The 17,924-nt window shown below is 70.7% G+C and carries 14 protein-coding genes; 9 read left to right on the forward strand and 5 right to left on the reverse strand.

Translation table 11 applies throughout. The annotated features are described in order from the left end of the window. The first annotated feature begins 16 nt into the window (after positions 1–16). Genes ccoG through ACFOD9_RS14120 form a run of 6 tightly spaced genes read left to right on the forward strand, consistent with a single transcriptional unit; the run spans position 17 to position 5,950 of the window. Positions 17–1,486, forward strand: a complete 1,470-nt coding sequence (ccoG, locus tag ACFOD9_RS14095; protein WP_379510769.1) for a cytochrome c oxidase accessory protein CcoG — start codon at positions 17–19, stop codon at positions 1,484–1,486. After that, a complete protein-coding gene (locus ACFOD9_RS14100) occupies positions 1,483–1,950 on the forward strand; it encodes a FixH family protein (RefSeq protein WP_379510770.1) in 468 nt (155 codons plus the stop codon). Before ccoG ends, ACFOD9_RS14100 begins: the two co-directional genes overlap by 4 nt. Next, the gene (locus tag ACFOD9_RS14105; protein WP_379510771.1) at positions 1,947–4,106 is read left to right on the forward strand and encodes a heavy metal translocating P-type ATPase; all 2,160 of its coding nucleotides are present in this window, start codon (positions 1,947–1,949) and stop codon (positions 4,104–4,106) included. The genes ACFOD9_RS14100 and ACFOD9_RS14105 overlap by 4 nt, the downstream gene beginning before the upstream one ends. Positions 4,107–4,142: 36 nt before the next feature. Continuing rightward, positions 4,143–4,298: a cbb3-type cytochrome oxidase assembly protein CcoS gene (gene ccoS, locus ACFOD9_RS14110; protein WP_379510772.1), complete on the forward strand. Its 156-nt coding sequence runs from the start codon at positions 4,143–4,145 to the stop codon at positions 4,296–4,298. Then, positions 4,295–4,561 (forward strand): hypothetical protein, encoded by a 267-nt coding sequence (locus tag ACFOD9_RS14115; protein WP_379510773.1) that lies wholly within the window; start codon positions 4,295–4,297, stop codon positions 4,559–4,561. The genes ccoS and ACFOD9_RS14115 overlap by 4 nt, the downstream gene beginning before the upstream one ends. Before the next feature lie 27 nt (positions 4,562–4,588). Beyond that, complete coding sequence (locus ACFOD9_RS14120; RefSeq protein ID WP_379510774.1) at positions 4,589–5,950, forward strand: radical SAM protein; 1,362 nt, start codon at positions 4,589–4,591, stop codon at positions 5,948–5,950. 234 nt (positions 5,951–6,184) lie between these two features. Here the strand turns inward: ACFOD9_RS14120 and ACFOD9_RS14125 are convergent, their stop codons facing one another. Together ACFOD9_RS14125 and ACFOD9_RS14130 are read right to left on the reverse strand one after the other, a co-directional pair. Beyond that, a complete protein-coding gene (locus ACFOD9_RS14125) occupies positions 6,185–6,628 on the reverse strand; it encodes a response regulator (protein WP_379510775.1) in 444 nt (147 codons plus the stop codon). Positions 6,629–6,776: 148 nt separating this feature from the next. After that, positions 6,777–8,870 carry a protein-disulfide reductase DsbD family protein gene (locus tag ACFOD9_RS14130; RefSeq protein WP_379510776.1) on the reverse strand — a complete coding sequence of 698 codons (2,094 nt, stop codon included), beginning with the start codon at positions 8,868–8,870 and terminating at the stop codon, positions 6,777–6,779. A gap of 45 nt (positions 8,871–8,915) precedes the next feature. Between ACFOD9_RS14130 and ACFOD9_RS14135 the strand changes: the two genes are divergently transcribed. Both ACFOD9_RS14135 and ACFOD9_RS14140 read left to right on the forward strand, forming a co-directional pair. Beyond that, positions 8,916–10,583 carry an alkaline phosphatase family protein gene (locus ACFOD9_RS14135; protein WP_379510777.1) on the forward strand — a complete coding sequence of 556 codons (1,668 nt, stop codon included), beginning with the start codon at positions 8,916–8,918 and terminating at the stop codon, positions 10,581–10,583. 58 nt (positions 10,584–10,641) lie between these two features. Beyond that, on the forward strand, positions 10,642–11,871 hold the full coding sequence (locus tag ACFOD9_RS14140; protein ID WP_379510778.1) for an FAD-dependent monooxygenase: 1,230 nt from the start codon (positions 10,642–10,644) through the stop codon (positions 11,869–11,871). Between the two features lie 205 nt (positions 11,872–12,076). Here ACFOD9_RS14140 and ACFOD9_RS14145 read toward each other — a convergent pair whose 3' ends face one another. Beyond that, on the reverse strand, positions 12,077–13,897 hold the full coding sequence (locus ACFOD9_RS14145) for an ABCB family ABC transporter ATP-binding protein/permease (RefSeq protein WP_379510779.1): 1,821 nt from the start codon (positions 13,895–13,897) through the stop codon (positions 12,077–12,079). A 122-nt stretch (positions 13,898–14,019) separates the two neighbouring features. On the opposite strand from ACFOD9_RS14145, the gene ACFOD9_RS14150 reads away from it, so the two are divergent. After that, on the forward strand, positions 14,020–14,937 hold the full coding sequence (locus ACFOD9_RS14150) for a hypothetical protein (RefSeq protein WP_379510780.1): 918 nt from the start codon (positions 14,020–14,022) through the stop codon (positions 14,935–14,937). Here the strand turns inward: ACFOD9_RS14150 and ACFOD9_RS14155 are convergent. Next, on the reverse strand, positions 14,934–16,466 hold the full coding sequence (locus ACFOD9_RS14155) for an oligosaccharide flippase family protein (protein WP_379510781.1): 1,533 nt from the start codon (positions 16,464–16,466) through the stop codon (positions 14,934–14,936). The genes ACFOD9_RS14150 and ACFOD9_RS14155 overlap by 4 nt on opposite strands. Position 16,467: 1 nt before the next feature. Beyond that, positions 16,468–17,469 carry a glycosyltransferase gene (locus ACFOD9_RS14160; protein ID WP_379510782.1) on the reverse strand — a complete coding sequence of 334 codons (1,002 nt, stop codon included), beginning with the start codon at positions 17,467–17,469 and terminating at the stop codon, positions 16,468–16,470. Positions 17,470–17,924: the final 455 nt, after the last annotated feature.

Below are 17,924 nucleotides of genomic sequence, written 5' to 3' on the forward strand. Positions count from 1 at the left end.
CCGAAGGTGATGCAAGATGCGTAACCCAGTCCCGGTCGCCACTGGGCTCTATGAAAAGCGCAAGGCTGTTTTCCCCCGCCAGATCGACGGCAAGTTCCGCCGCCTCAAGTGGGCGATCATGGCCGTCACGCTCACGATCTACTACGCCACCCCCTGGCTCAGGTGGGATCGCGGGCCTTATGCTCCCAACCAGGCGGTGCTGATCGATCTCGCCCACCGCCGCTTCTATATGTTCGCGATCGAGATCTGGCCCCAGGAGTTCTACTTCGTGGCCGGGCTGCTGATCATGGCTGGCATCGGGCTGTTCCTGGTGACCAGCGCGGTGGGCCGGGCCTGGTGCGGCTATGCCTGCCCGCAGACCGTGTGGACCGACCTGTTCCAGCACGTCGACCGGTTCATCGACGGCGACCGCAATGCCCAGATGCGCCTGGCCAAGGCGCCCTGGGGGCCGGAAAAGGTCGCCAAGCGCGGGCTCAAGTGGTCGATCTACCTGGCCATCTCGTTCTGGACCGGCGGCGCCTGGATCATGTATTTCGCCGACGCGCCCAGCCTGGTGCGCGAATTCTGGGCCGGCCAGGCCGCGCCGGTGGCCTACGCCACCGTGGCCGTGCTGACCGGCGTGACCTTCTGGTTCGGCGGCTTCATGCGCGAGCAGGTGTGCATCTATATGTGCCCCTGGCCGCGGATCCAGACCGCCATGCTCGACGAGAAGAGCCTGCTGGTCACCTACAAGGACTGGCGGGGCGAGCCGCGCGCCAGCGTGAAGGCGACCAAGGCCGATCCGGCCGGCAAGTTTGGCGACTGCATTGATTGCAACCAGTGCGTGGCCGTCTGCCCCACCGGGATCGACATCCGCGAGGGGCCGCAGATCGGCTGCATCACCTGCGCGCTGTGCATCGATGCCTGCGACCGGGTGATGGGCCAGGTGGGCCGTCCGCGCGGGCTGATCGACTATGCCACGCTGGAGGATGCCGCGCGCGAGCAGGCCGGCGCTCCGCCCACGCCGCACCTCAAGCTGATCTGGCACCCGCGCACCCTGGTCTATCTCGGCATCTGGTCGGCGATCGGTGCCGGCCTGCTGTTTGCCCTGGGCGCCCGCCAGCACCTTGACCTTGCCGTGCAGAAGGACCGCAACCCGCCCTTCATGCGGCTGAGCGACGGTTCGGTTCGCAATGCCTGGACCTTCAAGCTCAAGAACATGGAAGGCCGGCCCCGGCGCATGACCATCGCGCTTGAAGGCCTGCCCGGCGCGGTCATGTGGACCGACACCATGGGTCGCGACCAGGCGGCGCGCCACTTCACCGAGGAAGTGCCTGCCGATACGATCGAGCCAGTGCGGGTCTATGTGTCCGCGCCCAGGGGCACGGGCGAAGGCGAGATTGCCTTCACCATGACCGCGCAGGACAAGGAGGGCGGCAGCGACCGGGTGGAAACCCGATTCGACGCACCCGGCGGCGGCCATGACGGCGAAGGAGACGACCGATGAGCAGCGGCAATCCCGGCAAGCCCGTGCGGCCCTTCACCGGACGGCACATGGCCCTGATCATGGTGGCCTTCTTCGGCGTGGTGATCGCGGTCAACGTCACCATGGCCCGGCTCGCCACCTCGACCTTCACCGGGGTGGTGGTGGAGAATTCCTATGTGGCTAGCCAGCACTTCAACCGCTGGCTCGACGAGGCCCGCCGCGAGGATGCGCTGGGCTGGCGGGCGCAGGCGGTGCGCGATGGCGATGGCCACGTGCGGGTGACCCTGGCCGGCGCCCCGGCGGGCGCGGCGGTGCGCGGCGATGCCTGGCATCCGCTGGGCCGCGCGCCCGACCATGAACTGCGCTTCGTTCCGGACGGAGCCGGCTTCCGCTCGGTCGAGCCGCTGGCGCCGGGGCGCTGGCGAATCCGGCTGGATGTGAGCGCTGGCGGCCAGCGCTGGCGGACCGAGGACATGGTGGGATGAGCATCGCGGCCGAGAGCCGGGCCGCGCAGGAGCGCACGGTGCTGATCGTGCCGGGGATGCATTGCGCGGGCTGCATGGCCAAGGTCGAGCGCGGGCTGGGCGCCGTGGCCGGCGTCAGCGCGGCGCGGGTCAACCTGACCGCGCGGCAGGTGAGCGTGGCTCATGATGCGGGGGTGACCACGCCGGCGCTGGTCGATGCCCTGGCCGCGCTGGGCTTTCCCGCCCAGCCGCGCGCCGATGAACTGGCCCCGCCGCCCTCCGCGGTGAAGCCGCTGCTGGCGCCGCTCGGCGTGGCGGGCTTTGCCGCGATGAACGTGATGCTGCTGTCGGTCAGCATCTGGTCGGGCGCCGACGGGGCGACCCGCGAGCTGTTTCACTGGCTTTCGGCCGCGATCGGCATTCCGGCAATCGCCTATGCGGGGCGGGTGTTCTTCGCCTCGGCCTGGGGGGCGCTCAAGCACGGGCGCACCAACATGGACGTGCCGATCTCGATCGGCGTGACGCTCGCCACCGTGCTCTCGCTCTACGAGACGGTGACCGGCGGGGCCGACGCCTGGTTCGACGGCACCTTGATGCTGCTGCTGTTCCTGCTGGCCGGCCGCGCGCTCGATGCGGCGATGCGCGACAAGGCGCGGGCCGGGGTGGACGCGCTGCTGCGCCAGGCCGCGCCCGGCGCGCTGGTGGTGGGGCGCGATGCATCGGTCGAATGGATCGCGGCGCACGAACTGGTGCCCGGCATGGTCATGCGGGTTGCCGCCGGCGAGCGCCTGGCGGCCGACGGCGAGATCGTCAGCGGGCTGAGCCGGGTCGACAATTCGCTGCTGACCGGGGAAAGCGCGCCGGTTGCCGTGGGCCTTGGCGGCACGGTTCATGCCGGCACGCTCAACCTTGATGGCGCGATCGATGTGCGGGTGACGGCGGCGGGGCAGGGCACGACGCTCGCCGAGATCGCCAAGCTGATGGACGCTTCCGGGCAAGCGCGCTCACGCTATGTGCGGATCGCCGACCGGGCCTCGCGGCTCTATGCGCCGGCGGTACATACCTTGGCGGCGCTGTCGTTCGCGGGGTGGATGATCGCCGGGGCCGGGCTGCACCAGAGCCTCGTGATCGCCATTGCCGTGCTGATCATCACCTGCCCCTGCGCGCTCGGCCTGGCCGTGCCGGTGGCCCAGGTGGTGGCCTGCGGGGCGCTGATGAAGCGCGGGATCATGGTCAAGGACGGCTCGGCGCTGGAACGGCTGGCGGGCGTCGACCGCGCCCTGCTCGACAAGACCGGCACGCTCACCCTGGGCCGGCCGGTGCCCGATCCGGCGGTGCTCGATGCGCTGGATGGGCAGGCGGCGGGGGTGGCCCTGGCGCTGGCCTCGCACAGCCGCCATCCGCTGTCACGCGCGCTGGTCGAGGCGCTGGCGGCGCGCGGGATCAGGGCGGCGGACCTGGCCGACGTGGCCGAGGAGCCGGGGCTGGGCATCCGCGGAACCTGGGCCGGCAAGGCCGCCGCGCTGCGGCGCCCGGGCGAGGGATCTGGCGCCGCGATCGGTTCGGCAGCCGGTTCGGGCGCCGGGGGCGGCATGGCCACGGCGCTCGATATCGCCGGCCAGCCGGTATGGCTGATCCCCTTTGCCGACCGGGTGCGGCCCGATGCCGACGAGGCGCTGGCCGATCTCGCGCGGCTTGGCGTCGAAGCTTCGATCCTGTCGGGCGACAATGGCGTGGCCGTGGGCGAAGTGGCCCGGTCCACGGGGCTGACCGCCCAGGCCTCGGCCAGCCCGATCGACAAGCGCGATGCCATCGCCCGGCTCCAGGGCGCGGGCCGCAAGGTGCTGATGGCCGGCGACGGGCTGAACGACGGGCCGGCGCTGGCCGCCGCCGATGCCTCGATCGCGCCGGGCACGGCCAGCGACGTGGGCCGGCAGGCGGCGGACTTCGTGTTCCTGGGCGACAGTCTCGATGCCCTGCCGCGCGCGGTGCGGGCGGCGCGGCGGACCATGGCCGTGGTCCGCGAGAACTTCGCGCTGGCCATCGGCTACAACGTGCTGGCCGTTCCGCTGGCCATGGCCGGCAAGGTCACCCCGTTGATCGCGGCGGCGGCGATGAGCCTGTCGTCACTGATCGTCATCGCCAATTCGCTGCGCCTGGCGAGGGCGGCGCGATGACCGGGAGCTTTCTGTCGTGACTGGGATCTTTCTGCCGTGACCGGGCTGGCCCTGCTCATTCCCATCGCGCTCGGCATGGGGCTGTTCGGCCTCGCGGCCTTTTTCTGGGCGCTGCGTAGCGGCCAGTTCGAGGATATGGACGGCGCGGCGGCCCGCATCCTGATCGACGAGGAGGGCGACAGCCTGCCATGACCGGACTGCGAAGCTCATGGCTGAAGAACCCGGCCCTGTTCGGCCTGGTCGCGCTGGTTCCGGCGGCTTTCAACGTGACCCCGGCCATGGGGCGCGGGCTGGCCATTCCGCTGTGCACCGGCGATGGCGCGGCGCGCAGCGTGACCGTGCCGGTTCCCGCCAGCGACCTGCCCGGCGGCGACCAGCCGGGGTGCTGCGCCAAGGGCTGCCACACCGGCTCGCGCAAGAAGGGCCAGGGGCGCCAGGACCTGCCGGCAGATTGATAGCACGCTTTATATTGATGCGTGACAATGACCGTTGACAGCCCGTTCGACCAGATAGCCGTCATGTGGCCATACCACCCCGATCTGCTGGCCCGGCCCGTGCCGCGCTACACCAGCTTCCCCACCGCCGCCGAGTTTTCCGGCGCTGTCGGCGGGGCGGAACAGGCGGCCGCGCTCGGGCGGGTGACGGGCGATGTCTCGCTCTATGTCCACATCCCGTTCTGCGAGGAAATCTGCTGGTACTGCGGGTGCAACACCAGCCGGACCAACCGCGCGGCAAGGCTGACCAGCTACCTCGATGCGCTGCACCGCGAGATCGCGGTGGTCGGCGCGCGGCTGGGGGCGGAATCCGACGGGGAAGTGGCGGTGCGCCGCATCGCCTTTGGCGGCGGCAGTCCCAATGCGATCAGCCCGCTCGATTTCGTCCGCCTGATCGATGCGCTGACCCTGGCCCTGCCGCTGCGCGACCCGGTGATCTCGATCGAGCTTGACCCGCGCACGCTCGCGCCGGACTGGGGCATGGTCCTGCGCCATGTCGGGGTGACCCGCGCCAGCCTTGGCGTGCAGACCCTTTCGCCCCGGCTCCAGGCCGCGATCGGCCGGGTCCAGTCGCGCGAGGTGATCGAGGCCGGCACCGACCTCCTGCGCCGGGCCGGCGTCACCTCGCTCAACTATGACCTGATGTATGGCCTGCCCGGCCAGACCGATGCCGACCTTGCCGAAAGCGTGGAGGCCGCGATCACGCTGGGCGCCGACCGGATCGCCCTGTTCGGCTATGCCCACGTGCCACAGGTCAACCCTCGCCAGCAGCGGATCGATGCCAGCGCCCTGCCCGGGCAGGAAGACCGGTTCCGCATGGCGTGGAACGGGTGGGAGCAATTGACCGGGGTCGGCTACCGCCCGATCGGGTTCGATCACTTCGCCCTGCCGGGCGACGCGATCGCGCGGGCCGCCGATGCCGGCCGGCTGCATCGCAATTTCCAGGGCTTCACCGAGGACGAGGCGCCGGTCCTGATCGGGCTGGGCGCCTCATCGATCAGCCAGTTCCCCGATCTCTATGTGCAGAACGAGAAGAATTCCGGTCGCTACCGGATGCTGCTTTCGCAGGATCTGCTGCCGGGCGCGGTGGGCGTGGCGCGCAGCCCGGCCGACCAGGCGACCGGGCTTATCATCGAGCAGCTGCTCTGCGCCGGCGAGGCCCGCGTGGGCCAGGAACGGCTGGTCCAGTTGCATGGCGCGCTGGCGCCCTTTGCCGAGCGCGGCCTGGTGGAGGTTCGCGGCGACTGGCTGGCGATCCGTTCCGATGGCCTGCCCTATGCGCGCACCATCGCCGCGCTGTTCGATCCCTATCGTCAGGATTCGCAGCGGCGGTTCAGTTCGGCGGTCTGACCGCTTCCTTCAGGGCCGGGCAATGGGGCGGCGCCCGGCGCGCCGGGCTTTGCCGCGCGGTGCCCGTCGGCCTGCCCCTGCGCCACGGAAAAAGGGCGGCTACCCGAGGGCAGCCGCCTTTGAAGGTGGGGAGATTTGCATATGAGACCCGGGCCGGTGTCGCGCTGGGCGTGTGCCAGTTCGCGTCTCGCCATCCGGAATAGGGCGCGATCCGGGGCGGCTCTTTGCGCGCGATCAAATTGGCAGACGCGGCGCACTTTTCTGCATGGCGCTGCCATAGGGGCCGGACCAGGTGGCCTGGACGAGGTGCTGGGCGATGATCTCGGCCGGGCAGGGCTTGCCGGCGCTGCGCGAGCTGGGATAGCGGGCAAGCAGGTGGCCGCTGTCGGCATGGCCCGAATGGAAGATGATCGGCACGCCCAGTTGCATCAGCAGGTCGGCCAGCGGGAAAACCTCGCCATCGGCCAGCTGGACATCGAGGATCGCGGCGTCGGGGCAGTGCACGGCAACCGCGCTCGTGCCTTCGGCCAGGGTGGCGAAGGGGCCGTCGACGCGGAAGCCCAGATCCTCGGCCATGCCCGACAGGTCAAGCGCGACGATAAATTCGTCTTCCATGATCAGCACGCAGGGCGATCCCGGCGCCTGGTCGATTCCCATCCCCTGTTCAAAATAGTTCATCGGACCGTGCGACCTGTTTTCCCGTGCCCGACTGCCCGGCGGAAAATCGTTTCCGTGCTGCCGGACAGCCCGTTTGGCGGCTGATTGAAAACGATAATGCAACACGCTGCGGAAGGTTCCGCAGTGCGCGGCAGGACGCCGGGTCGGTTCAGCGGGCCAGGTCGGGGAGCGTGTCGGGGTTGAGCAATTGGGGCAACACGCGCGGCGCGCCGCCGTGGGCCGGATACCACACGTAGAGCGGCACGCCGGCCGCGCCCTGGCTGGCGAGGTAGCGGGCGATGGCCGGATCGCGGCGGGTCCAGTCGCCCCGAAGGACCACGACGCCCGCCCGGGCGAAGGCCTGGGCCGTGGCGGCGCGTTCGATCGCCACTTCCTCGTTGACCTTGCAGGTCAGGCACCAGTCGGCGGTGAACCAGGCGAAGACGGGCTTGCCCGAGGCGCGGGCGCGGGCCAGTTCGGCCTCGCTGAACGGCCGGCTGGCAAGGATCCCGCCAAGGCTGGCCGGGCGCTCGGGCGCGGCGGCCAGCGGCAGGGCGGCCAGCGCGGCGAGGACGGCGAGGGCGCCGCCCAGCGCCAGGCCGCGCGCGGAGCGGCCGCGCCGCTGGGCCTGGCCGATGGCCCCCAGCAAGGCCAGCAGGGCGAGGGTCAGCCCGAGGGCCAGCCCGGCAAACAGCGCGCCGCCCAGCCGCCAGGCCAGCCAGGCCAGGGCCAGGGCGGTCAGCGCCATCGGCAGGGCCAGGCCATGGCGCAGCCTGGTCATCCAGCGCCCGGGCCGGGGCAGGGCGCGGCGCAGGGCCGGCACGAAGGCGATGGCCACGAACGGCAGGGCAAGGCCCAGTCCCAGCGCCACGAACAGGGCCATGGCCTGGGCGGCGGGCAGCAGCAGCGCCGCGCCCATCGCCGTGGCCATGAACGGGCCGGTGCAGGGAGTGGCGACGAAGGCGGCGAGCAGCCCGGTGGCGAAGGCGCCCTGGGTGCTGCCGCCGCGGGCAAAGCCGGGCACGGCGAATTCGAACAGGCCGGCAAGATTGGCCGCGATGGCTGCCACCAGCACCAGCAGGGCGGCCACCACGCCCGGTTCCTGCAACTGGAAGGCCCAGCCGATCTCGTGCCCGGCGGCGCGCAGGGCAAGCAGCAGCGCGCCCAGGGCGGCGCAGGCGAGCACGACCCCGGCCGTGTAGGCCAGCCCCTCGGCTCGGGCCTGGGCCGGGCTTTCCCCGGCGCGGGCCAGCGACAGCGCCTTGAGGCTGAGGATCGGGAAGACGCAGGGCATGACATTGAGCAGCAGCCCGCCAGCCAGCGCGGCCAGCACCAGCAGGGCGAGGCGGGCGGCGGTGCCGCCAGCGGCCAGCGGTTCGCCCCCGGCCGGGACCATGCCCGGCGTGGCCGCGAAGGCGAGGCCGTTGCCGCTGCCATCGAGCCGCAGCACGCCCGAAAGCGCGGCGGGCGCATTGGGCGAGGAGCGCTTGAGGGTTATCACCAGCAGATCACCCTGGCGGCGGAAGTCCTGGGGCGCGGCATAGGCGATCGCCCCGTCCTGATCGGGGAAGACATGGGGGGCATCGAGCGCAAGGCCGCGCGGGAGCGGCAGGCCGAGGCGCAGGCTGTCGCCCGCCACCTGGAACCGGGCCGGTGCGCCCAGCGGCGCGGGCAGTTTCGCGCGCCAGGCATCGAACTGCGGATCGGGGCGTCCGGCCGGGCCGATGGTCAAGGTGGTGGCAAGTTCGGCGCGTTCGGGCACGCAGACCTGGTCGGTGCAGGCCAGCCATTCGGCCTTTACGCGCACCGGCAGGCGGGTGCCGGGGGCGAGGCCGGCGGGCAGGCGCAAGTCGACCAGCACGCCGTAGGCCTGTTCGAACACGTGGTTCATCAGTCCGGCGACCACCAGCGTGCGCGGCACCGGATAGCGCGGGGGGGCAGCCTGTGCCCCGGCGGGCAAGGCCCAGTCCAGCGTCATGCCGAAGCCGGCGTCGCCCGGGTTCGACCAGTAGCCGTGCCAGCCCGGTTCCGGGCGCATGGCGATGGCCAGGGTGGCCGTGCCGCCCGCCTGGACCGGCCCTTCGGCCAGCAAGCGCGCGGCGATGTGGGTGGGCGCGGCACTGGCCGGGGCGGCAAACGCTGCCAGCAGCACGACCAGCGCCTGCAACAGAACGGCAATGGAGCGGCGGTAGCGAAGCGGCATGAAGGGCGGCCCGGGCTTTGCGCGAAACATCGGCTTGCGCGGATCCTCGCGGCCCGGCATCCCTGCCTCAGTGCCGCTTTGCCGGCCGCAATTCAAGGAGCGATCATGGTCCGCCGCTTTTCCGCCTGGCTTGCCCGTGCCGCGCTGGCTGCCGCGCTTGGTGCGCTTCCGGCCTGCGCTTCGGCCGAGCCGGCCGCCGCCCCGGCGCCCTCGGCCCCGCCCCGGCTGGTGGTCGCCATCGCGGTGGACCAGTTCTCGGCCGACCTGTTCGCCCAGTATCGCCAGCGCTTCACCGGCGGCCTCGCCCGGTTGACCCAAGGGGCGGTGTTCCCCAGCGCCTTCCAGAGCCACGCGGCGACCGAGACCTGCCCCGGCCATTCGACCATCCTCACCGGCGATCACCCGGCGCGCACCGGGATCGTGGCCAATTCGTGGTTCGATCTTGGCGTCGCGCGGGCCGACAAGCGGATCTACTGTGCCGAGGACGAGACCGATCCGGCCAGCACCGCGCGCGATCCGGTGGTTTCCGCCGGGCACCTGCGGGTGCCCACCCTGGGCGAATGGCTGAAGCGCGCCGATCCGCGCAGCCGCAACGTGGCCGTTTCGGCCAAGGACCGCGCGGTGATGATGATGGGCGGCCACCAGATCGACGAGGCCTGGTGGTTCCTGGGCGGACGCTTCGTGACCCTGCGCGGCCGGGCGGAGCCGCGGGCGGTGGCCTCGGCCAATGCCGCGCTGGCCAAGGTGATCGCTGCCGGTGCCCCGGCCCTGCCGGTCCCGGCCTGGTGCGCCCCGCGCGACCGCGCGGTAACGGCGGGGCGGGTGACCGTGGGCCAGGGGCGCTTTGCCCTGCCGGCGGGCAATGCCGATGCCTTGCGCGTCTCGCCCCGGATGGACGCGGCCACGCTCGATCTCGCCACCCGGCTGGTGGCCGACATGGGGCTGGGCCGGGGTCCGGCGCCCGATCTCCTCTCGGTCAGCCTTTCGGCGACAGACTATATCGGCCACGCCATGGGCAACGAGGGGCTGGAGATGTGCATCCAGATGGCCCGGCTCGATGCGGCGCTGGGCAGCTTCTTCGCCCGGCTCGATGCGGCGGGGATCGACTATGCGGTGGTGCTCACCGCCGATCATGGCGGGTTCGATATGCCCGAGCGGCTGGATCAGCAGGCCTTGCCCGCCGCCGCCCGGGTCGATCCGGCGGCCATGCCGGGGGCGCTGGGCAAGGCGCTGGGCGCCGAACTGGGCCTGGCCGCGCGCGGCGGGCCGCTGGTCTATGGCGATGGCGCGGGCGGCGATTTCTACCTCTCGCGCGAGATTCCGGCCGAGCGGCGCGATGCCGCCCTCGCCGCGCTGGCCGCGCTGGCGGCGCGCCAGCCGCAGGTGGCCGCGGTGTTCACCGCCGCGCAGCTTTCCGCCATGCCCATGCCGCATGGCGAACCGCAGGACTGGACCCTGGCCGAGCGCGCCCGCGCCGGCTTCGATCCCCGGCGCTCGGGCGACGTGGTGGTGCTGCTGCGCCGGGGCGTGGTGCCGATCCCGATGGCCGTGCCCGGCTATGTCGCCACCCATGGCAGCCCGTGGGACTATGACCGGCGCGTGCCCTTGCTGTTCTGGCGCAAGGGGCTGGCCGGGTTCGAGCAGCCCGCGCCGGTGGAAACGGTCGACATCGCCCCCAGCCTGGCCGCGCTGCTCGGGCTGAAGCTGCCGGCGGGAACCTTCGACGGGCGCTGCCTCGATCTCGATGGCGGGGCCGGGGATACCTGCCGGTAGGGGCAAGGCGGTTGCGGGCGCTTGCCCTACCTTGCCGGCCGGGGGTAAGGCCTGTGGCATGACTCAGGACATTCCTCGTGGGGACAAGCGCGATCTCGTGATCCTTGGCGGCGGGCTGGTGGGCATGACCCTGGCCCTGGCTGCGGCGCGCGAGGGGATTTCTGCCCACGTGGTGGAGCGCGGCGATCCGGCGCAGATCACCGCCGCCGGGGCCGATGGCCGGGCCTCGGCGATCTCCACCGCCAGCTGGAACCTGTTCGCCAATATCGGCCTCGGGGATCGGCTGGAGCCGCTGGGCTGCCCGATCGACGCCATTGCCGTGACCGACCAGCTCAAGCCCGGGCGGATCGATTTCCGCCCCGAGCCGCACGAAGGTTCGCTGGGCCGGATGTATGCCAACCGCGACCTGCGGATCGCCCTGTTCGAAGCGGCCAGGGACGAGCCGCTGATCGCCTGGCACACCCGCGCCGATGCGGTAGGCCGCGAGCGCGGCGACCACGGGGTGAGCGTGACGCTTGCCGATGGCCAGGTGCTGGAGGCGAGCCTGATGGTGGCGGCGGAAGGGCGCCAGTCGCCCACGCGTGATGAGGCCGGGTTTGGCCTCGCCAAATGGGACTACAGGCACCGGGCCATGGTGACCGCGCTGTGGCACGAGAAATCGCATGACAACGTGGCCTGGGAAATCTTCTTCCCGGCCGGACCGTTTGCCCTGCTGCCGCTGCTCGATGAAGGCGGGCGCCACCGCTCGGCGCTGGTCTGGACCGTGGCGGAAAAGGATGCCGCCGGGTGGACCGGCCTGTCCGACCGGGCGTTCCTTGCCGAAGTGCAGAGCCGGGTCGAGCCGATCCTCGGGCCGATCGAACTGGCCGCGCCGCGCATGGCCTATCCCCTGAACTTCCACCACGCGGGCCGCATCGTCGACCATCGGCTCGCCCTCATCGGCGATGCCGCCCACGGGATGCACCCCATCGCCGGGCAGGGGCTGAACCTGGGCCTGCGCGATGTGGGGGTGATGGTGGAAGTGCTGGTCGAAGGGATGCGGCTCGGGCTGGAGCCGGGCGACGCGCAGGTGCTGGCCCATTACGAGCGCTGGCGCAGTGTCGATGCCGTCACCGTCATGGCCGCGACCGATGCGATCACCCGCCTGTTCGGCATTCCCGGCAAGCTGCCCTCGCTGCTGCGCCGCGCCGGCATGGGCGTGGTCCAGCGCACGCCGGCGCTCAAGCGCTTCTTCATGGACGAGGCGCGGGGAATGAGCGGGAAATTGCCGGCGCTGTTGCAGGCCTAGCGGGTTCCGGGCGATCTGGCCCTCATGGCTATCCGTCGCCCCGTGCCTGACACGGGGCCTGGCTGTTCCTTGCGGTCGGGCGCGAGGTGCACAGGCCGGTTTGTGAGCGCCGGCGTGGCGAAGGCATCCCAGCCCCGTGTCAGGCACGGGGCAACGAGGGGTCTTGGTGCAGGGGGCGGGGCGCCGGCGGCGTTCGGCCCGCCGCCTACTCCGCCGCCTCGCTCAGTTCCTCCTTCTCCGCCGCCTGGCGCTGCCACATTTCGGCATAGAGCCCTTCGCGGCGCAGCAGGTCGGCGTGGGTGCCCTGTTCGGCCAGCCGGCCCTGATCGAGCACGAAGATCGTGTCGGCATCGGCGATGGTGGAAAGCCGGTGGGCGATCGAGATCGAGGTGCGGTGTTCGGCCACGGCGTGGAGCGTGGCGAGGATGTCCTGTTCGGTGCGGGTATCGAGCGCGCTGGTGGCTTCATCGAGCAGGAGGATCGGCGGGTTCTTCACCAGGGTGCGGGCGATGGCCACGCGCTGCTTTTCGCCGCCCGAAAGCTTGAGCCCGCGTTCGCCCACTTGCGTGGCCAGCCCCTTGGGCAGGCGCTGGATCAGCGGCCAGAGCGCGGCGGCGCGGGCGGCCTTTTCCACCTCGGCATCGCCGGCGCCGTCGCGGCCATAGGCGATGTTGTAGCCGATGGACTCGTTGAACAGCACCGAATCCTGCGGAACGATGCCCAGCGCCGCGCGCAGCGAGCGCTGGGTCACGGTCTTGATATCCTGCCCGTCGATCAGGATGCGGCCCGAGGTGGGATCGTAGAAGCGGAACAGGAGCCGGCCGATCGTGCTCTTGCCCGCGCCCGACGGGCCGACGATCGCCACCTGCTGGCCGGCGGGGATTTCGAGGGTGAGGCCGTGGAGGATGGTGCGATCGGGATCGTAGCCGAACACCACGTTGTCGAACAGCACCGAGGGCTGGCGGATGATCAGCGCCGGCGCGCCCGGGGCATCGGCCACTTCCTCCGGCTCGTCGATCAGCTTGAACATGGCCGCCATGTCGATCAGCCCCTGGCGGATCGTGCGGTAGACCATGCCGAGCATATCGAGCGGGCGGAACAGCTGGGTGAGGTAGGTTTGCACGAAGACCAGCTGGCCGGCGGTATACTTGCCCTGGGTCCAGCCCCACACGGTCCAGGCCAGCGCGCCGGCCATCAGCAGGTTGACCACCAGAGCCTGGGCAATGTTGAGCAGGCCGAGGCTGTTCTCGCTCTTCACCGCGGCATCGGCATAGGCGCGGGTGGCCTGGGCGTAGCGGGCTTCCTCGCGCGCCTCGGCGACGAAATACTTCACCGTTTCGTAGTTGAGCAGCGAATCCACCGCGCGGGCCAGCGCCTGGCCATCCAGCCGGTTCATCTTCTCGCGCAAGGCCGTGCGCCATTCGGTGATCGTGCGCGTCACCCAGATATAGGCGACAACCGCCAGGCCCGTGGCCGCGACCAGCCCCCAGCCGAAGTTCAGCCAGAAGATCACCGCGACGATGCCGAGCTGGAGCACGGTCGGCGCGATGTTGAACAGCATGAAGTAGAGCATCGTGTCGATGCTTTTGGTCCCGCGCTCGATCACCTTGGTGACCTCGCCGGTGCGACGGGCGAGGTGGAAGCGCATCGACAGCTTGTGGAGCCGCGCAAACACGTTCTCCGCCAGCGCCCTGGTGGCATCCTGGCCGACCCGCTCGAACACGATGTTCCTGAGGTTGTCGAAGCCCACGCCAAGGAACCGCCCGGCCGAATAGCCCAGCACGGTGAGCATGACGAAGGCCGGCAGACGCGGCCCCGTCACGTTCATCGCATCGACCGCCCACTTGAGCAGGTAGGGCAGGGTCAGCTGCACCCCGGTCGAGGCGAGGATGAGGAGGGAGGAGACGACGATCCGCCAGCGCAGCGCCGGATTTTCGCGCGGCCACAGATAGGGGAGGAAGCGGCTGAGGGTGTTCCAGCCGTCATGGCGGCTTGTTGCCGGGTTGCTATAGGTTTCAGGAGGCATTGCAGCGCCAATGTAGGCCGGTTGCGGCAAATGGGAAGGCGAAGGGCCGCGATGGCCCGGCGCGGGGCGCGGCGTTGGCGCGGTTTTGCCTTTCCTTAAGGCGCCGCTGCTAGGGCGGCGCCATGGAAAGCCTGGCCCAACGCGTGATCCGCAAGCTGCGCGAACGCCGCTTCGCCGCCGCTGCGCGGGCGATCGTCGCCACCCCGCCGGTGGTCGCGGCCGATGATGGCGTGGTGATCTTCTCGATGATCGGCACCCGGGTGCTGCATCCCTATCTGATCGCGGCCAAGTCGCTCCACGCCCGGCTGCGGCGCGGGCGGTTCGTCATCCTTGACGACGGGACGCTGACCGGCGCGGACAAGGCCGTGCTGGCCGAGCATCTCGATGGCCCGGAAATCCGCAGCCTTTGCGATGTGGACACGGGCGATTGCCCGCGCGGTGGGTGCTGGGAGCGGCTGCTGACCCTGCTCGAACTGCGCCGGAAATCCTATGTCATCCAGCTCGATTCCGACACGGTGACCCTGGGGGCGGTGGCCGAGGTGGCCCAAGCCATCGCGGCGGGGCGCAACTTCACCCTCATGGGTGATGCCAGCGTGGCGCTCCGGCCGGTCGAGGCCTTTGCCGCCGACCTTGCGGGCATTCCCGAGGGCGCACACGTCCAGGGGCGGATCGAGGCGGTGCTGCACCGGATCGACGCCGGCCTGCCGACCCCGCGCCGCTACGTGCGCGGCTGCGCGGGCTTTGCCGGCTTTGCGCCCGGCGGGCTGGGGCGTGAGGTTGCCGATGCCTTCAGCCGCGAGGCCATGGCCCTGCTGGGCGCGGCCAAGTGGGCCGAATGGGGCAGTGAGCAGGTCATGTCGAACGTGATCGTCGCCAACGAAGGCGACCTGCTGCTGCTGCCCTACGAGCGCTACATGAATTACTGGAACGAGCCGGCGCTGGGCGGCGTTTCGCTCGCCCACTTCCTTGGCACCTGCCGCTATCATCGCGGCCTGTACCTGCGCGCCGCGCGCGAGGCGATGGCGGCGCTGGCCGGCTAGGCGGGCAGCAAGCGCCCGGCAGCGGGCAGGATCCGCTGCGCCATGTGGCGGATTTCCTCGCGCAGCGGGTGGCGCACCAGCCACAGCGTGGCCAGCCAGGCCAGGATGCCCAGCGCGCTGACGACGGCCAGCGGCACGAGGCCCATGCGTTCGGGCGGGAGCCAGAACCGATAGGCCAGCGCCATCGGGGCCAGAGCGGCGAGCGTCGCCACCGCGCTACGCAGGTGGATGCCAAGCAGGGCGCGCACGTCGAAGCCGACCACCTGGTGCATGAAGCGCGCATAGAGGGCGATCCAGCAGGCGCCGTAGACCAGCCGCGAAGAGGCCGCGCCTTCCACGCCGCCCAGCCAGCAGCCCAGCGCCAGCAGGCTGACCGAAAGCAGGGTATCGACGAGGTTGAGCGCCATCAGCCGGTGGATCCGCCCGGCCAGGATCGGCAGGTCGATGTGGAGGGGCAGGGTGACGACGAACAGTTCGAGCAGGGCAATCCGCTGGAGCAGCGGCACCGCGCCCAGCCATTGCTCGCCATAGAGGCTGCGAACGATCGGTTCGGCGGCGAGCGCGAGCGCGGCCATGCTGGGCCAGAGCACCCCGGTATAGCCAGCGCAGACCCGCAGGTAGGCCGGACCGAGCGGCTCGCCCCGATCGCGCAGGCGGGCGAAGGCGGGGAAGAACACCCCGCCGATCGCCCCCGCGACGAGCACGCGCAACTGGTCGGCCAGGCTCGAGGCGCGGCTGTAGAGGCCGACCGCGGCCAGGGAGAGCAGCTTGCCGACGATGAGATCGGGCGAGCGCGTGCCGAGCGCGCCGGTGAGGTAGAGCGCGCTCGACCGTGAGCCGAAGTGCAGAACCTCGGCCACGCCGCCCAGGCGCAGCGGCCAGGGGGGCGCCGGACGATGCCACTGGGCGATGAGCCCGCGCGCCAGCGCCGCGGCGAGCGTGGCCCAGGCCAGCGCCATCGCCGACCAGCCGGCTGCCGCCAGTGACAGGGCGACCGACCCTTGCGCCACCGCGCCGCCGACATTGACCATGAAATGGCCGCGAAACTGGAGATTGCGGGCCATCAGCGCCAGCGGGACCACCGAGAGCGGCACGAACAGGTAGCTGGCGGCGATCACCAGCAGGATCGGCGCGAGGCCGGGCTGGGCATAGGCCCGGGCCATGGGCCAGGCGGCGGCGGCGATGATCACGGCGATCGCCAGCGAGAACAGCAGGGCGACCGACGAGCAGCGCTCGACTTCGGCGCGTTCGAGCCGGGGCAGGGCGGAGATATAGCGGTAGAGGCCGAAGTCCTGGAGGATCGAGACCAGCAGGGCCGCGGCCAGGCCGATCGAGAACAGTCCGACCTCGGCCGGGGTGAGGAACAGCCGCGAGATGATCACCGAGCTGGCGAACTGCACGGCGAACGAGATGTATTGCCCGCCCATCGACCATATGGCCGCGCTGCGTACCCCCATGGCGGCCGGTTCGCGGTCGGTCTGGGCGGCGGCCGTGGCGCCGGCTTCGGGGGCGGCCTCGGCCACGGTCATGCTAAGCCACCGTGGTCAGGGCGAGGGTGGCGGCCAGCCGGGCGGCACGGACCGGATCGCCAAAGCGCATCAGCCGGGCCACGGTGCGCCACATCCCATCACGGGCACCGCCCTCGCGCAGGTAGTCCACCACCAGGTCGAAACCGTGGTCGCCCAGGCCCGCGCGCGAATAGAGCAGGCCGGGCGCGACGCGGGCGCGCACCCGGCTGGCGGCATCGGGGCGGCCGAACAGGGCATTGAGGTCTTGCAGCGGCGGGAGCTCGGAAAGGGTGGCGGTCGGATCCGGCCGGCCTGCCTGGCGTTCGTCCCAGGCGAGGCGGGCGACGGCGGCGCCGATCTGTTGCTCGGTGGCATGGCGGCTGGACACCTGGTCGGCATAGTGCCGGTAGCGGATCAGTCGCTCGGGCAGAGAGCACAGACGCGTGATCGAGGCGAGCCGCAGCCACAGGTCGAGGTCTTCGCAGTGGCGGAACGCGGCATGGTAGCCACCGACCGAGCGGACCAGGTCGCGCCGGTACATGACGGCAGGGTGGCACAGCAGCGGCCAGCCGTTCTCGATCGCGGCGAGAAAACCCTCGTGGCTGTCGGGGTGTTCGGGGCCGGTGACCGAATAGGGCTCACCGTTCTCGTCGATGTCCTCGCTCCACGAGCCGACCACGCCGTGATCGGGATTGCCGGCGAGGAAGGCGATCTGGCGGGCGAACCGTTCGGGCCGGCAGATGTCGTCGGCGTCCATGCGCGCGACGAGCGGGGCGCGGGCTTCGGCCAGGAGCTGGTTGAGGCTGGCGACCAGGCCGCGATTCTCGCGCAGGATCGGGCGGATGCGGGAATCGCGCGCGGCGGCCGCACGGATGATGTCGGCTGTGGAATCGCGTGAGCCATCATCGAGAATCAGGAACTCGAAGTCGCCAAAGGTCTGGGCCAGCACGCTTTCGATCGCAGGTGCGAGAAAGCGTTCGCCGTTGAAGACGCTCATTGCGATGCTGATCGCGGGGGTGTTCATTGCTCGAAAATCCACGTTTTCTGCGGGTTTCGCGCCCGCCAGCGAGGAGCCCTTCCTAGGCGCGCGGGGTAAAGAAACCGTCACTTGGACGTGCTTGGGTGCGGGTGGCCCGATCGGGCGATTCGATGCGATTCGGTGTGAATCACGCCGTTCAGGGCGCTGAAAAGGGCCGGAAACCCGCGGAATTCCGCGGTTGCGAAACATTTTGCGTAAAAGGCGTTGACGGGTCCGAACCCCCTCCATATATGCCGCTTCACCGGACGGGAACGCCGCTTCAAACGGCTGAAACGCCCGGTCGCCAACATAGTCGGACGCCAAGTCCCCCGGTAGAAAAATCGGGGAACGCTGGTTGTCCGCCTGATTTTGTCGCTCCGGTGGCTAAAGCGGGTTGGTTGTTCTTTGACATTGTTGGAAAGATGAAGGGACATGTGGGCGACGGCGCCTGCTTCCGGGGC

It is taken from the genome of Novosphingobium bradum, from assembly GCF_042646485.1.
Classification (GTDB): Bacteria; Pseudomonadota; Alphaproteobacteria; order Sphingomonadales; family Sphingomonadaceae; genus Novosphingobium; species Novosphingobium bradum.

Bases quoted from the DNA above. Each gene is read 5' to 3' on its own strand.
- ccoG (WP_379510769.1), top strand. From the start codon at position 17: ATGCGTAACCCAGTCCCGGTCGCCACTGGGCTCTATGAAAAGCGCAAG.
- ACFOD9_RS14100 (WP_379510770.1), top strand. From the start codon at position 1,483: ATGAGCAGCGGCAATCCCGGCAAGCCCGTGCGGCCCTTCACCGGACGG.
- ACFOD9_RS14105 (WP_379510771.1), top strand. From the start codon at position 1,947: ATGAGCATCGCGGCCGAGAGCCGGGCCGCGCAGGAGCGCACGGTGCTG.
- ACFOD9_RS14115 (WP_379510773.1), top strand. From the start codon at position 4,295: ATGACCGGACTGCGAAGCTCATGGCTGAAGAACCCGGCCCTGTTCGGC.
- ACFOD9_RS14120 (WP_379510774.1), top strand. From the start codon at position 4,589: ATGACCGTTGACAGCCCGTTCGACCAGATAGCCGTCATGTGGCCATAC.
- ACFOD9_RS14125 (WP_379510775.1), bottom strand. From the start codon at position 6,628: ATGAACTATTTTGAACAGGGGATGGGAATCGACCAGGCGCCGGGATCG.
- ACFOD9_RS14130 (WP_379510776.1), bottom strand. From the start codon at position 8,870: ATGCCGGGCCGCGAGGATCCGCGCAAGCCGATGTTTCGCGCAAAGCCC.
- ACFOD9_RS14135 (WP_379510777.1), top strand. From the start codon at position 8,916: ATGGTCCGCCGCTTTTCCGCCTGGCTTGCCCGTGCCGCGCTGGCTGCC.
- ACFOD9_RS14140 (WP_379510778.1), top strand. From the start codon at position 10,642: ATGACTCAGGACATTCCTCGTGGGGACAAGCGCGATCTCGTGATCCTT.
- ACFOD9_RS14145 (WP_379510779.1), bottom strand. From the start codon at position 13,897: ATGCCTCCTGAAACCTATAGCAACCCGGCAACAAGCCGCCATGACGGC.
- ACFOD9_RS14150 (WP_379510780.1), top strand. From the start codon at position 14,020: ATGGAAAGCCTGGCCCAACGCGTGATCCGCAAGCTGCGCGAACGCCGC.
- ACFOD9_RS14155 (WP_379510781.1), bottom strand. From the start codon at position 16,466: ATGACCGTGGCCGAGGCCGCCCCCGAAGCCGGCGCCACGGCCGCCGCC.
- ACFOD9_RS14160 (WP_379510782.1), bottom strand. From the start codon at position 17,469: ATGAACACCCCCGCGATCAGCATCGCAATGAGCGTCTTCAACGGCGAA.